Consider the following 14,745-nt stretch of genomic DNA (forward strand, 5'->3'; position numbering starts at 1 on the left):
GATAAGGCGCGGCCCGGCGGGGCGGGAGGCGGTCGATGACGGAGGCAATGCCAGCAGACCGGGCAGTCTGGCCGCTGCAGGCCTTTCTGCGCGAGGTCGCCGCGCACCATCCCGACCTTGTGGCGATCGACGTGCCCCCCGGCAAGCGGCGCCCGGCGCGCGAGACGATCACTTATGCCGAACTCGACGCGCTGTCGGACCGGATCGCGCGCCATCTGGCGGGGCGGATCACCGGCGAGGCGATTGTCGCGCTGCTGCTGCCCCGCGCCTCGGTGCTGCATTTCGCCGCGCAACTGGGGGTGCTGAAGGCCGGCGGGGCCTACACCTGCCTCGACCCCGCCTTCCCGCCCGAGCGGATGGGCGAAATCATCGAGGACGCCGATCCGGTCGCCGTGCTGACCGACGCGGCGGGCGCGGGCAAGCTGGACGCGCTGGGCCTGCCGCAGGGCCTGATCCTGGACGCCGCGCAGCTCGCCGCCGTCGCGCCGCCGGCCGCCCCTCTGCCCGACCGGGTCGCGCCCGATCGCCTCGCCTATGTGATCTACACCAGCGGGACGACCGGCAAGCCCAAGGGCGTCATGGTCGAGCACCGCAACATCGCCAACCTTGTCGCCTCCGACCTGACCGAGTTCGGCCTGGGGCCCGGCGACCGCGTGGTGCAGGGTTCGTCCTCGGCCTATGACAGTTCGATCGAGGAATCCTGGCTCGCCCTGGCCTGCGGGGCGACGCTGGTGGTGATGGACGATGATGCCGCGCGGCTGGGCCCGGACATCATCGGCTGGCTGCAGCGCGAACGCGTCACCGTGTTCTGCCCGCCACCCACCCTGCTGCGCACCAGCGGGTGCAGCAATCCGGCCGCCGCGCTGCCGCTGCTGCGCCTGCTCTATGTCGGCGGAGAGGCCCTGCCGCGCGATCTGGCCGACCTGTGGAGCGCGGGACGACGGATGGTCAACGGCTATGGCCCGACCGAATGCGCCGTCACCTGCGTGCGCGGCGACGTGCGCGCGGATGAGCCGGTGACGATCGGCCGGGCCGTGCCGGGCATGCGGGCGCTGGTGCTGGACGAGGCGCTCAACCCGGTGGCCGAGGGCGAACGGGGTGAGCTGTGCATGGCCGGGGCCGGCGTCGCCCGCGGCTATCGCAACCGGCCCGAACTGACCGCGGAGAAGTTCGTCGATCACCCCGCGCTGGGACGGATCTACCGCACCGGCGATCTGGTCCATCGCGACCCGGCGGGAAATCTGCATTACCACGGCCGGATCGACGCGCAGGTCAAGCTGCGCGGCTATCGCATCGAGCTGGGCGAGATCGAGGCGCGGCTGGCGAGCCTGCCCGGGGTGCGCGCGGCGGGGTGCCGGTTGCAGGGACCGGACGGGGCGCAGGACCTGATCGCCTGGATCGTGCCCGAAGACCCGGCCGTGCCGCCGGCCTTGGACGGGCTCCGCAGCGAACTGGGCCAGACCCTGCCGCGCTACATGGTGCCGCAGGGCATCGGCGTGCTGGCCGAGCTGCCGACCACGGTCAGCGGCAAGCTGGACCGCAAGGCCCTGCCCGAGCTGGCCCTGGCCCGCGCCGCCGCCACGGTCGAGATGGTCACGCCGGACGGCGAGATCGCGACCCTGTTGGCGCAGGGCATGGCCCAGGTCCTCAAACGGCCCGACGGGGTTTCGGCAGCGGCCGACTTCTTCGAGGCGCTGGGCGGGGATTCGCTGACCGCCGCCCTGCTCGTCACCCGGCTGCGCCAGGATGCGCGGACCGACTGGATCACCGTCAGCGACATCTACGAAGCCCGCACGGTCCAGGCCCTCGCCCGCCTGGCCGAACGCGCGGCGGGTGCGGACAGCGAAGACAGCGGCCCCGCGCTGCAGCGGGAGGGCCGGCGGCAACCCCTGCTGACCGGCACGATCCAGACGCTGTGGCTGCTCGCCATGATCTATGCCGCGGCCTGGGGCGGCTGGGTGGTGGCCTTCCAGTTGCTGCCCCGCCTGTTCAGCGGGCTGGGACTGATCGGCTTCATCCTGCTGATGCCCGTGCTGACCGCCGCAGGCTTCGCGCTCTACCTGCCGCTGTCGGTCGGCTTCGCGGTGGGGATGAAGCGGCTGCTGATCGGCCGCTACCGCGCGATCCGCACGCCCTATGGCAGCAGCTTCTACGCGCGGCACTGGCTGGTGTTCCAGGCGAGCCGGCTGATCCCCTGGGCGGTGATCCAGGGCACCGGCCTGCAGATCGCTGTGCTGCGCGCGCTGGGCGCGACGATCGGCGAGCGGGTCCACCTCGCCCGCGGGGTCGAGCTGCGGCGCGGCGGGTGGGACCTGCTGACCCTGGGCGATGGCGCCGCGGTCAATTCCGATGCCGTGCTCGGCCTGATCGAGCTGGATCGCGGCGATCTGGTGATCGCGCCGGTGACGGTTGGCGCCGGGGCCGTGCTGGAAACCCGCGCCGGGCTGTCGGGCGGGACCAGTCTGGGCGCGGGCGCGCGGCTGGCGGCGCTGTCGGTGCTCAATCCCGGGCAGTCGGTCCCCGCGGGAGAGCTGTGGCGCGGGGTTCCGGCGGAGCGGGTCGGCCCGGCCCCGGCGCCACCCGTGGCCGGCCTGGGCCGCAGCCTGTCCCCCCTGGCTTACGACACCGCCCTGCTCGGCGCCGAGGCCGCCCTCGCCCTGATCGCCGCGCTGCCCGCCGAACTCTTCACGATCCTCGCCTGCCACCTGGGCGGCGTGGGGATCGCCGAGGTGTGGCGCTGGATCTACCACCCGACGATCACCGGCCGCGTCGCGCTGCTGGTGCTGGGGCTGAGCTTCGTCTCGGTGCCGCTCACCCTGGTCTGGACCGCGCTGCTGTCGCGCTGGATGGGACGGGTTCGTCCCGGTACCTACCCGCGCTGGAGCCCGGTGCACCTGCGGGTCTGGCTCAAGACCGCGATGCTGCGCCAGTGCGGGGAGTGGCTGAGCGGCACGGTGTTCTGGTCCCGGTGGCTGCGTCTGGCGGGCATGGATATCGGCCCGAAGTGCGAGGTCAGCACGATCATCGACGTGGTCCCCGAACTGGTCACGATCGGCGCCGAGACCTTCTTTGCCGACGGCATCTACCTGGGCTGCGCCGAGGTGCAGGACGGCGTCGTCACCCTGGCCCACACCACGCTGGGGCGCAGCAATTTCCTGGGCAATCACGCTGTGGTCCCGGCGGGCGAGGTCCTCCCCGACAACGTCCTGTTCGGCATCGCCACGGTCGCCCGAGGGGCGGACATCCGGCCCGGCGGGGCGCGCTTCGGCCTGCCCAGCTTCGACCTGCCGCGGCGCGAGGTGGTCGAAGTCGACCGCAGCCTGACGCACGACCCTTCGGCGATCCGCTATGCCAACCGCGTGTTCTGGGAACTGCTGCGCTTCGCCCTGCCGCTGTGGCCGCTGCTGCTGGGCGCGGCCTGGTACGCGGTGGTCAACCTGGGCCAGGAGGTCAGCCCGCTGGCCTATGCGCTGATCGTCCTGCCCGCCGCCACCCTGTTGCCGCTGGTCGCGCTGTGCCTGGGGGTGATCGTGCTCAAGTGGCTGCTGATCGGACGGGTCAAGCCGGGCCAGCACGCCCTGTGGTCATGCTGGTGCAGCCGCTGGGATTTCGTCTATGTCGCCTGGCAGAAGTGGGCCAATGCGATCCTCCAGCGGCTGGAGGGAACCTGGCTGCTGCCGTGGTACCTGCGCGCGGTCGGGCTGAGGATCGGCCGGAACGTGGTGCTGGGGCCCGAATTCGCCCAGGTGGTCGATCCCGACATGATCACGATCGAGGACGGCGCGACCGCCAGCCCCAACTTCCAGGCGCACACCTTCGAGGACCGCGTGCTGAAGGTGGACCATGTGCGCATCGGCAAGGGCGCCACGGTTCGGCGCGGGACCGTGCCGCTCTATGGCGCGGTGATCGGCGAGCGGACCCATGTCGGCCCGCACAGCGTGATCATGAAGCAGGAACACCTGCTGCCGGGCAAGCGCTACCAGGGCATCCCGACCCGGGTCTACGGCACAGAGGACTGAGCGGACCCGATCCGGCGGGCCAGGGCATAGAGCGGCAGCCCGGCCAGCGTCAGCAACAGGCCCAGCCCTCCGGCCTCCCATCCCGCGCCATAGATCACCGCCAGGCAGAAGAGGATCGCCAGCGCCGCCCATCCCCGCGCCCGTCCGATGCGCCAGGTCGCCGCACAGGTGCCAAGGTAGAGGAAGATCGAGACCACAGTGGTCAGCTTGAGCAGGAAGGCCAGCAGCGCGGCACCCAGCTCGGTCGCCGAGCCGAGCAGCAGGGCGATGGCCAGACCATTGCCCAGGACCAGCGGCAGCCCGGCCACGCCGAAGCGGTTGACCGGCGCGACCCAGCCCGGAAGCTGGCCCGCGCGGACCAGGCCGAGCGGGACCTCGCCCAGCAGCAGGGTCTGGGCGTTCATCGCGCCCAGTCCGGAGATCGCCGCGAAAACCGCCACCGAGAGGGCTGCCCAGTGTCCCCAGACCTGTCCGGCAAGCAGCGCGAAGGGCGCGGGCGCCTGTTCCAGCACCCCGCGCGGCAGGGCCATGACCAGGCCGGTGCAGGCCGTCACATAGACCAGCGTGGTGGCGGCCATGCCCAGCAGGGTCGCCCTCACCACGTTCCGCGCCGGATCGTGGACCCGTTCCGCGGCCATGCCGGCGCATTCGAAGCCGAGCAGCGAGAAGAACGCGAGGGTTACCGCCGGGCCGATTCCCTCGACGTGCAGCGGCGCCAGGGGCAGCCCGGCGAAGTGGCGACCGGGGGTCAAGGCCAGTTGCGCCAGCATCACCACCACGGCGGCCAGTGGGATCAGCTTGAGCCCGGTCAACAGCACCTGCATCCGCCCGGCCTCGCGCGCGCCGAGCAGGTTGACGGCAGAGTTGACCAGCAGGACGGCGCTGCCGATCACCCCTATGCTCAGCGGCGGCGGCTGGAACCCGCGGACCATGCTGGAGCCGTACTGCGCGATCACCGTGGCCATCACCGCGTTGCCGCACCACAGCGAGACCCAGTAGGACCAGGCGATCGCCACGCCCACCCCCTCGCCCAGCACGGCGCCGCACATGGCCATCAGGCTGTGCTCGCCGGGCCGGGCCAGAACCAGGCCATTGAGCGCCAGCACGCAGGCCAGCGTGCCCATGGCGGCCACCGCCCAACCGGCGAGGCTGGTCCAGCCGAACGGGGCGAGCTGCGCCGGCAGGCCATAGATGCCCACTCCGATCATCAGTCCGACGACCAGCGAAGAGGCCGTCCAGATGCCGAATGGCCGGTCGGCCGGAGTGGCTGCGCTCAAGGTGTCCCCCATCGGGCCCACGGAGACCACAGACGCGGCGCCGACGCAATGGTGGGATGAGCGCTCCTCACCCGCCGTCTCGGGCCGGTACGGCAAGCCAGTCCGGCGTCGAGAACCATTCCGGAGAAAGGTCCCGGGACTCGCCGGAGCGACGGGCTGCGGGACGAGGCGGTACGGATAAGTTCGCACCGCACTTTGCGTCCAAAGGTCGCCAAGCAGGGGCTGTCTTCTGTCTCCCCTGATTGGCCACCGGATCTGGCGTTCAAACCGCCAAGAGGTAAAGTCCCGCCATGAGGCAGGCGCACTGCCCGAACAGGTGCCAGTGATAGCGGCGAGGATTATCTGAGCGCCTGATTAACTCCGGCGAGAAAGTCTCTGGGAGGGGAAAAAAGCCGACCCACAACCGCCCGGTGATCAACGCATAGGCCAAGGCTGGCGCGCTCACCGCCATCAACAGCACTCCAAAAGCAGGGGCAGCAAAATCGTCCATTCTTCGAACATTGCACGATTGATGTCCGCTTTCTACTCCGTGCGCTGCGATAGCCCCCTGTCCGCTTCCCACCCAACCTTGCCCTTCGTCGGCGTTCGGCTTGCCCGCCCGGCCTAAAGCCCCAGTTGGCGCAGGTCGATCGTGGCCGCGATCAGTTCGGCGTTCGCGGCGCTCTCGCGGAATTGGGCATCGACCAGGCGCAGGCGTGCGTCGGCCGCAGCCTCCTCGCGCAGATTGACCACGATGAAGTCGCTCGCCCCCAGGGTGAAGCGACGGCGCTCGGCATCGGCCATGCTGGCCGACAGCCGGGATTCCTCCTCGGCCAGGGTGACCAGCCGGGCCGAGGCCTCGACCTGAACCGCCAGGCCCTTCACCTCGACCTGGATCTGATCCTCGAGCAGATGGCGCCGCGCCTGCAGCGCCTCCTGCTCGGCCTTGACCTCGGCGATCCGGCCCTGCGCCTGACGCCGCTGCAGCGGAACCGCGAAGCGCAGGCCGACGAAGCCCTCGGTCGGGGTACGGGTCGGACCGCCCAGGCCCACCGCCCCGATATCCTTCGACGCCTCGACCCGCAGGTCCAGCCGGGGCTCGTACTGGTTCTCGGCCAGGCGCAGACGGGCGTCGAGCTGGTCGAGCCGGGTGAAGATCGCGGCCAGGTCGGGGCGATCCGGTCGCACCAGATTGGCCGGATCGAGCCCCACCGGGCGCAGGTTGGGCAGGCGGTCGGGCAGGCGATCCGGCTCGGGCGCGCGGGGCTGGCCCAGGTCGTCGCGCCAGAAGAACGACAGCGCGTTGGCCGCCACGGCCAGGTCCTGTTCGGCCCGGACCAGCAGGGCATTGCGGCGCACGATGTTCTGGCGGTTCTCCACCCCCAGGATCGCGGGCCGCGCGCCCAGCGCGATCTGGCGATCGATCGAGGTCTGCCGCTCAGTCGCCAGACCCAGCAGCTCGCGGTAGATCGCCACGCGGTTTCCGGCGGCGACCCATTGCTGGTAGGCCGCCATGGCGCGCCGCTGCACGCCCACCGCGACCAGCTCGCGATCGAGCCGCGCCAGCTCGACGTCGGCGGCGGCGATCCCCAGCGCGGTGCGGCGTTCGTCGACCAGGCGATCACGCATCAGCGAGAACAGCGCACCGACCTTCAGCTCGCCGAGTTCGTTGGTGTAGCCCTTGCCGTCATAGGGCGCGAAGGACCCGCGCGAGACCCGGTAGCCGGCATAGAGATTGCCGCCGTTGTCACGAAGCGGGCTGGTGACCTTTCCCTCGATGCCCACCCCGTCGTAGTAGCCGAGCGGCCGCGCCAGGGCCTCGGCCTCGAACACCAGGTCGAAGGCGCCGTTCGCCGACAGCTCGCGTCCCGAAGCCGCCCGCTCGCGCGCCAGCGCCTCGATGATGGCCGGGGAATGCTGCGCCGAAGATCGCAGGACCTCGTCCAGCGTCAGCGGCGCGGCCCCGGCCGCCACGGGCGCGACCAAGACCAGCAGCAGGACGACCAGTCTGCGGATCACTTGCCCGAACCCTTGGGGGCCTTGACCTTGACCAGGGGCTTGGCCTGCTCATCGCCATTCTTGCCCTCGGCCGTTTCCTTGCGCAGCGAGCCGAACTCCGGCGGGAAGTTGTTGAGCTGACGCCACAGCTCGTACCCGACCGTGACCGTGTCGAGCCGCACCCAGCCCCGCGCCTTGGCGCCCAGCCGGATCTGGTCGGCACGCGGCCAGGTGCGGGCGCCGGGACGCGGCTCGACCAGCACGCGGAACAGACCGTCGGGCCGGGCCGAGGGATCGACCGAGCGGACCTGGCCGTCGAACATGCCATAGGCGACCGACGGCCAGCCGCTGAACTGGATGGCGGGCCAGCCCTCGAACTCGATGCGCACCGTGCGCCCGCGCCGCACCAGGGCAATGTCACGACCGTCGATCAGCAGTTCCACCGCTCGGATCGGCTGTTCAGGCGCCAGGTTGGCCAGCACGTCTCCCGCGCTGACCAGGGTCCCCCCCGCCGCGGCATTGATCGACTGGATCCGCCCGTCGCGCGGGGCGCGGACCACCTGCGCCGACTGGCGGTTGAGCGCGATATCGACGCGATTGAGCTTGGCCCGGGATTCGGCCAGCTTGGCCCGGAAATCGGCCACCTTGATCTGGCTCGCCTCGTATTCCCGCCGGGCGACCAGCCCTTCGGCGAGCAGCTGACGCGAACGGCCAACGTCGATCTGCGCCACCGCCATGGCCTGCTCGGCAGCGCCGATCTCGGCTTCCACCTGGGCGCGTTCGGCAGCGAGACGGGCCAGCAAATCGGGATCGTTGTCGACCACTCGGGCGATCGGATCGCCCTTGTTAACAGTGTCACCATCCTGGACGTACCACTGCTCGACCCGACCCGGGACCAGCGCGGTCACTGACTGCACCCGGTCCTCCGGGTTCAGCGCCACCACCGAGCCATAGCCCGAAGTGGTCTGGACCCAGGGCACGGCGAACAGGATGATCAACACCGCAATCGAGCCGGTCAGGATCATCGCCGAGAGCACCCGAGCGAAGCGGGGCGGCTCGAGCGCGCGCAGCGTCGCGAAGCGGCTCAGTTGCTCAGGCCGGGCGGACATTTACGCTCTCCTCTTGTGCCGCCAGGGCGCTCATTTCGGGTTCGCTCATGCAGAAACGCTGTTCACTGCGGCCGAACCAGAGGTAACCATCCCGCTTGATCCCTTCGGGACGGCGGGTGAACTGCAGCACGGTGGTTCCCATGTCGCGGAGCAGGCGCAGGGCGCCCTCCATCCGCGCGGGAGGCAGAAGATCATACAGCGGGGTCAGGACCAACACCTTGGGCCGGGCCAGCAGCGCGGCGGCCAGCTTGAGCGCCATGACCTCGCCCACCGACAGCGGATAGCCGCTCGCCGAGACCACGGCATCCAGTCCGCCCCGCAGGTCGACCAGGCGCGAGGTCAGGCCAACCACGTCGAGCGCGGCCATGATATCACGCTCCTCGCCTCCCGCGGCCAGGCGCAGGTAGTCGCGGATCGACATTTCGACCATGGTCGGCCGGTCAAGCACGCGGATGTCGCTGCGCAGGCGGAACATGTCGAAGGCGCTGATGTCCTGACCGCCCACCACCACCAGGCCCTGTTCCGGGGCCTCGTGACGCTTCAGCAACATGATGAACGCCTGCTGCGCGGTCGGCGCGGCGACGATCGCGATCTGCTTGCCGCTGTCGATCGCGAAGTTGAACCGGTGCGACCCGATCTCCACGCCCTTCATCCGGATCGTTCCGTCCGCCGGGCATTCGTCCCCGGTCGAGGCCTGCTGCGGAATGCCCCAGAACAGCGCCAGCTCCTCGACGCCGGCGGACAGGTCGTAGAACGATTCCAGATAGCTGCCGAGCTGCGACATCCCATAGAACACGCCCGACAGGATCAGCTCGGCGGCGACCAACTGACCGATCGAAAGCTGGCCCTGGATGATCAACCAGCCGCCCAGCGCGAGCAGGCTGGCGCTGGCCAGGGCATAGGTGAACAGCAGGCAGACCGTCTGGGTGAAGGTGTAGCGGAAATGCCGCTCGTGCGCCTTGACGTAGGCGCGGGTCGATTCCTCGCTGCGGTCGATCGCATATTCCAGGTGACGGCTCGACTGGTAGAAGCCGTTCGATCCGCCGACGCTTTCCAGCCAATAGGCCGTGGCGTGCTTGGCATGGCTCTTGGCGATCGCGGTGCGGATCCCGCCCCGGGTCCACAACTGCAGGATCAGCACCAGCACCGTGACCAGCAGCAGGTTGAAGCCCAGGAAGAACGGGTGATAGAAACTTGTCACCACCAGGCCGACCGCGCTTTGCAGCAGGATGGTGAAGCCGCCGATCAGCAGGCTGGGCAGCGCCTTCTGGACCGTCATCAGATCGAAGAAGCGGTTGAACAGATGGCCGTTGCCGGCATCGGCGAAGAACGGGTTCTTGGCGTGGACCGCGCGCAGCGTGATCTCCGCCACCATGCGGGCGAACAACCGCCGCTCGAACAGCGACATCAGGCGGATGCGCAAGGCGCTGAGCAGGCCGACCATCAGCAGCAGGCCGAACAGGATCCCCGCCAGCGTGAACAGCGGCGCACTCAGCGCGACATTGGCCACCGAATTGACCAGCAACTGCACCGAGATCGGTGTCGCCAGCGACAGCAGCGAGATGGCGCCGCCATAGACCAGCGCGAATTTCACGAACACGGAATCGGGGCCGAGGATCAACTTGATCCACCCGGCCACGTCGCGCAGGCCTGCGCTGTCCTGTGCCATGATCTGCGGCTCTCCTGGTTTAGACCCCGGATTGGGGCCCGCCCAAACGGCGAAAACGGGCGCCGAAGCAACCCGGCAGCGGTTATGCTGCACTGCACCGCAGGTAGGGAGGCCCGCATTTCAGGTCAGCCACCCCAGTGTTACAAATGATTGCCACAGAGAGCCAGTGGCGAAGTGAACGAAACACGCGATGCCGGGCCACACTGTCAGGAGGCCAGGCCCCCGGATCAGCAACAAATCCTTACGCAGCGGAGCGTTCGGGGCAATTGCGGAGGGTTAGAACAATCCCAACACACCGGAGCTTGCCATGCTTGCCACGCTTGTTGCCTTGCTGACCCTGCCCGTGACCGCGTCGACGCTGTCGCCGGTCGGGGGCGCCGGGCTGGCCGGGTGCGCGGCCGGCGAGGCCACCGGCTGCCAGCCGGAGCAGGATCGTCTGCGAACCGCGATCCGCGTCGGCAAGCGCTGCCACCCTGATCCCACCAAGTCCAAGAGCTGTCGTGAGGTGCTGATCGAGCAGAAGGCACCGAAGGAGGCAGCCCTGGCTGAGGCCCGATGACCACCCTCTTGCGCGGGCCAGCCACCCTGACTGAACGTCCCACCCTCGATTCAGTCACTCTACGGGGAGCCGCATGGCGGCTCCCCGTTCTTTATTCAGCGCAGACGGCCGGTGACCGTCCCGCCGGTCGGCGCCGATCTGTCAGCGCCACTGGTCAGCAAGATCGGCTCAGAACGAACCGGTGATCGAGACCACCACCGTGCTGCCGGCGATCGACGAGCCGTTCTTGGTCGACGAGAAGTTCGGCTGAAGATAGGCTGCCTCGCGGTCGGTGATGTCGGTGTCGATGTAAGACACGCCGAGGGTCAGTCCGGCCACCGCCACGTCGGCGCCCAGCGACCAGTCCCAGTACTTGCCGGTCGGCGCCACGCTGGTACCGTTCGGGCCCAGGCCCGGGTTGCCCTTCGACCAGCCGCCATGGGCCTTGAGGGTCACCGGGGTTCCGGGGATCGCGGTGCTGCCATCGGCCCACAGATAGAGGTTGTCCTGCTTCTGGCCGCGGCTGATCGTGGTGTTGGAGAAGTTGCCCAGGGCGATCTGCTTGGGCGCGTAGGCCACGCCCGCCAGCAGGTTGACCGGGCCATAGGCACCGCCCAGCTTGACGTAGGGCTCGGCAAACGAGGTGCGATCGGCACCGCCGGGATAGTTGTACCAGGTGACCCCGGTGTCGAGTGTCAGCCCGCCGACCGGCACAGCCACACCCGCGATCAGATCCAGTTCGACGTTGGGGCCGCCGAACGTACCCCAGCCGGCCAGGTTGGACGCCCAGAAGCCGGCATAGACGCCGCTCTTGTGCTTGGCGGTCATACCGCCCTGGATCGCCATGCCCTTGTTCGACTGCGAGACGCCGCGGAAGCGGTAATCGCTCGCGAGGGTCACCGAACCGGAAATGGTGATATCGTTCGGCGCGTCGGCTTCCTCAGCGAGGGCCGGCGTGGCGAAGGCGAGGCCGCATGCAATGGCGGCGACAGCAGCAATAGACTTCATGGAACAATCCCTCATGGTTATTGGGGTTGTTCCTCCTGCGTCCCGAGACCAGCGCCGTTCTCTCCGCGATACCTGTGAGGGCAAGCACCGCAAGTCCGCTGTATCTCGGGACGTGAACGGAGTACCGCAGGGACGCGACCAATGCGTTACGGGATTGTTACGAATTGTTGCTGTCGCTTGCCCTTTGGGGCAGCCAGAGCGTGGCAGCCAGCCCGCCGCCGGCGCGATTGGCCAGGTCCAGACGCCCGCCTTCGGCCTGGATCACCCGGTCGACGATCGCGAGTCCCAGCCCCATGCCCCGGGTGTTGCGCCCCCGCGCGGTGTCGAGCCGGGTGAATGGCTGGCGGACATCATCGAGGCGTTCGGTCGGGATGCCCGGGCCGCGATCGGCCACGGTCAATTCCACCCACCCGCCACTGGCCCGCAGGCTGACCTCGGCCGATCCGGCATAGCGGTGCGCGTTCTGCAGCAGGTTGGCGATGGCTCGGCGCAAGCCCGCCGGATGGGCCAGCACCTCGAGCGAGTCGGGGCCGATGTAGACCGCATCCAGACCGCCATCGATCGCCCCGTCGACCTGCGAACGAACCATGGCGGCCAGATCGATGGCCCGTGCCGGCCCGCTTTCCTGGCCGGATTCGACGAAGGCCTGGAGCGAGGCCAGCAGCTCGGACATCTCGGCGATATCCTCGCCCATCTCTTCCCGCGTCTGCTCGTCCAGGTTTGCGCCGTCGACCCTCAGCTGCAGCCGCGCCAACGGGGTGCGCAGATCATGGCCCACGGCCAGCAGGGTCTGCGTCCGGTTGGCCAGGAGTTGGCGGATCCGTTCGTGCATGCGGTTGAACGCGCCAATCAACTGCCGCACCTCGCTCTGCCCGGCCTCGGGCAGGAGCACCATGTCATCGGTACCGACCTGGCGCATGGCGGCGACCAGCCGTTGCAGCGGAGCGATGCTGGTCCGCACCAGCCACCAGGCCACGGCAAAGAAAATCAGCGAGGGCAGCGAGAAGCGCAGCAGCAGATCCCAGTTGAGCGACCACGAGACCATGCGGCGCGAGCGGAACTCCAGCTCCGACCCGTCGGGCAGGAGCACCGAACCGGCCATCCCGCCGCCCCGCGACAGGGGAACCAGCACCAGCCGGAGGTCCATCGTCGCCAGCTCGCGCTGGGCCCGGACGATCTCGTCCCGCAGCGAAGGCAGCCCGGCCAGGCTGTCGACCGCCCGACGGCGGGGATGCCAGCTAATGCGCACCCGGTTGGTGCTCAACTGGCGCGCTACCGCCGGCCGCCGTTCGGGAACCTCCGCCGCCAGCACGCGGCGTGCCACGACGAGGTGCTCGGCGGCATGGGCCACCTCCTCGGAATTGACCACGAAGGTCCGCGCCCGCTCGAACATCAGCGAGTTGGCGGCGAAATCGGCGATCAGGATCAGCAGGGTGATCGCCAGCAGGCTCGCCGTCAGGCTGAGCCCCCGCCACTCGCGCCGCCAGCGGGGCGCGCCCTCGCCTGACGTCACTGGCGGGTCACCGGCACGGTGAACATGTAGCCGACGCCGCGCACGGTCTTGATCGGCGCGGACCCGTCCGGCCCGGACAGCTTGCGCCGCAGCCGGCTGACCAGCACATCGACGCTGCGGTCGGACGAATCGCCCAGCCGGGTGCGCGACAGCTCGATCAGCTTTTCGCGGCCAATGGCGCGCTGCGGATAGCTGACGAAGGCGTTGAGCAGATCGAACTCGGCGGTGGTCAGATCGACCAGGACCCCGCTGGGCGAACGCAGCTCACGGCTGGCCCGCGCCAGCGTCCACCCGTCGAACAGGATGTCTCCGGTGCTGGCGCGCGGCTCGGACAGGACCTCGCCCGAGCGGCGGCGCAGGACCGCCCCGATCCGCGCAACCAGTTCGCGGGTGTTGAACGGCTTGGGCAGGAAATCGTCCGCGCCCAGCTCGAGCCCGACAATCCGGTCCTCCTCGCTCCCCCGCGCGCTGAGGAAGATGACCGGTGTATCGAGCGTGCGGCGCAGCCGGCGCAGCACGTCCAGCCCGTTCATCCCGGGGAGCATGATATCGAGGATGATCAGGTCGAAGCGCTCCTTTTCGAGCACCACCCACAATTCGGCAGCCGTGGCCACGGCCGAAATGTCGAAGCCGTGCTCGCGCAGGTTACGGGTGATAAGGGTCCGCAAGGGACCATCATCCTCGACCAGCATCAGGCGGGTTACGGCGAATTGGTTATCGTACAAGGCGCGATCCATCCCCTGGCTGTTTGGTTCGGACAGCCGCCCCCCCTAAGGCCAAGGCCTCAATCTATTCATCGTCGCCAAAAAGGGAAGACGCGAACACTCTTTGTAACAATCAGAAAGGGCCCGCGGGAAGGGCAATCGATGTGGCAGTGGGGCGGGGTGGGGTGGGGTGGGGTGGGACGAACGACCGGCATGGGTGGAGAGCTGCCATGGGGCGCACGGGGACGGGGCCGGCCAACCCGGTGCTAACCCGAAAAAGATCATCGTCGTCCCGGGCTTGACCCGGGACAGGGCTCTTCTTACCCGGCCGTTGCGAACCAAGCCCTGCCCCGGCTCAGGGCCGGGGCGACGATAAGGCGGTGGTCGAGTGCTCTGTGCGGAGAGGATCTGGATGTCCGCAATCAGGGGTGGGTTCAATGGGTCGACGCAACGCATCATTCTCGAGATGAGGAGGAGTGGTGCGATGAAGCAGCGTCGTCGGATATATTACTCGGCCGCCCAGCGGGCAGAGATCTGGGACAGGTGGCAGCGCGGAGAGTCGATGAGTTCGATCGGCCGCGGTTTTGAGCGGGAGAGCTCGTCGATCTTCTCGGTGCTTTCGCCGTCGGGTGGGATCCGCCCACCTGATCGGAAGCGATCCGGTCGTGCGCTCAGTTTGAGCGACCGCGAAGAGATATCCAGAGGTCTGGTCGCCGGTCGTTCGCTGCGTGCGATTGCCGTTCAGCTGGGCCGCGCGCCGTCAACGATTAGCCGAGAGGTCGGCCGTAACGGCGGCGTTGATCAGTATCGTGCCGCGCTATCGGATCAGGCGGCCTGGGATCGTGCGCTGCGCCCGAAGCGCTGCAAGCTCGCTTGCCACCCGGGCTTGCGACGAACAGTATCGCGCAAGCTGCGCCGCAAATGGTCGCCA

Annotated in this window: 11 protein-coding genes; 3 read left to right on the forward strand and 8 right to left on the reverse strand. The window is 69.0% G+C overall.

The window, feature by feature from the left end:
- The first annotated feature begins 35 nt into the window (after positions 1–35).
- Positions 36–4,019, forward strand: a complete 3,984-nt coding sequence (locus H7F49_RS08535) for a non-ribosomal peptide synthetase (protein WP_185683162.1) — start codon at positions 36–38, stop codon at positions 4,017–4,019.
- Here H7F49_RS08535 and H7F49_RS08540 read toward each other — a convergent pair.
- From H7F49_RS08540 to H7F49_RS08560, 5 genes are all read right to left on the reverse strand, one after another.
- Positions 4,001–5,308: an APC family permease gene (locus tag H7F49_RS08540; protein ID WP_185683163.1), complete on the reverse strand. Its 1,308-nt coding sequence runs from the start codon at positions 5,306–5,308 to the stop codon at positions 4,001–4,003. The two genes, H7F49_RS08535 and H7F49_RS08540, sit on opposite strands and share 19 nt — an antisense overlap.
- A 250-nt stretch (positions 5,309–5,558) precedes the next feature.
- The gene (locus H7F49_RS08545; protein ID WP_185683164.1) at positions 5,559–5,786 is read right to left on the reverse strand and encodes a hypothetical protein; all 228 of its coding nucleotides are present in this window, start codon (positions 5,784–5,786) and stop codon (positions 5,559–5,561) included.
- Between the two features lie 113 nt (positions 5,787–5,899).
- On the reverse strand, positions 5,900–7,294 hold the full coding sequence (locus H7F49_RS08550) for a TolC family protein (protein ID WP_185683165.1): 1,395 nt from the start codon (positions 7,292–7,294) through the stop codon (positions 5,900–5,902).
- Positions 7,291–8,382, reverse strand: a complete 1,092-nt coding sequence (locus tag H7F49_RS08555; protein ID WP_185683166.1) for an efflux RND transporter periplasmic adaptor subunit — start codon at positions 8,380–8,382, stop codon at positions 7,291–7,293. Before H7F49_RS08555 ends, H7F49_RS08550 begins: the two co-directional genes overlap by 4 nt.
- Positions 8,366–10,051, reverse strand: coding sequence for an ABC transporter transmembrane domain-containing protein (locus H7F49_RS08560; protein ID WP_185683167.1), 1,686 nt, complete (start codon positions 10,049–10,051; stop codon positions 8,366–8,368). The genes H7F49_RS08555 and H7F49_RS08560 overlap by 17 nt, the downstream gene beginning before the upstream one ends.
- Positions 10,052–10,358: 307 nt before the next feature.
- Between H7F49_RS08560 and H7F49_RS08565 the strand changes: the two genes are divergently transcribed.
- Positions 10,359–10,610 carry a hypothetical protein gene (locus H7F49_RS08565; RefSeq protein ID WP_185683168.1) on the forward strand — a complete coding sequence of 84 codons (252 nt, stop codon included), beginning with the start codon at positions 10,359–10,361 and terminating at the stop codon, positions 10,608–10,610.
- A 168-nt stretch (positions 10,611–10,778) separates the two neighbouring features.
- Here H7F49_RS08565 and H7F49_RS08570 read toward each other — a convergent pair whose 3' ends face one another.
- The 3 genes from H7F49_RS08570 to H7F49_RS08580 all read right to left on the reverse strand — a co-directional run bounded on the left by H7F49_RS08570 (position 10,779) and on the right by H7F49_RS08580 (position 13,802).
- On the reverse strand, positions 10,779–11,597 hold the full coding sequence (locus H7F49_RS08570) for a TorF family putative porin (RefSeq protein WP_185683169.1): 819 nt from the start codon (positions 11,595–11,597) through the stop codon (positions 10,779–10,781).
- Between the two features lie 157 nt (positions 11,598–11,754).
- Complete coding sequence (locus tag H7F49_RS19515; RefSeq protein WP_185683170.1) at positions 11,755–13,110, reverse strand: ATP-binding protein; 1,356 nt, start codon at positions 13,108–13,110, stop codon at positions 11,755–11,757.
- Entirely contained in the window at positions 13,107–13,802 is a 696-nt protein-coding gene (locus H7F49_RS08580; RefSeq protein ID WP_235982036.1) for a response regulator, read from the reverse strand. The genes H7F49_RS19515 and H7F49_RS08580 overlap by 4 nt, the downstream gene beginning before the upstream one ends.
- 496 nt (positions 13,803–14,298) lie before the next feature.
- On the opposite strand from H7F49_RS08580, the gene H7F49_RS08585 reads away from it, so the two are divergent.
- A partial coding sequence (locus tag H7F49_RS08585; protein WP_185683172.1) for a helix-turn-helix domain-containing protein occupies positions 14,299–14,745 on the forward strand: 447 nt, incomplete at its 3' end.

This window comes from Novosphingobium aerophilum (assembly GCF_014230305.1).
Lineage (GTDB): Bacteria > Pseudomonadota > Alphaproteobacteria > Sphingomonadales > Sphingomonadaceae > Novosphingobium > Novosphingobium aerophilum.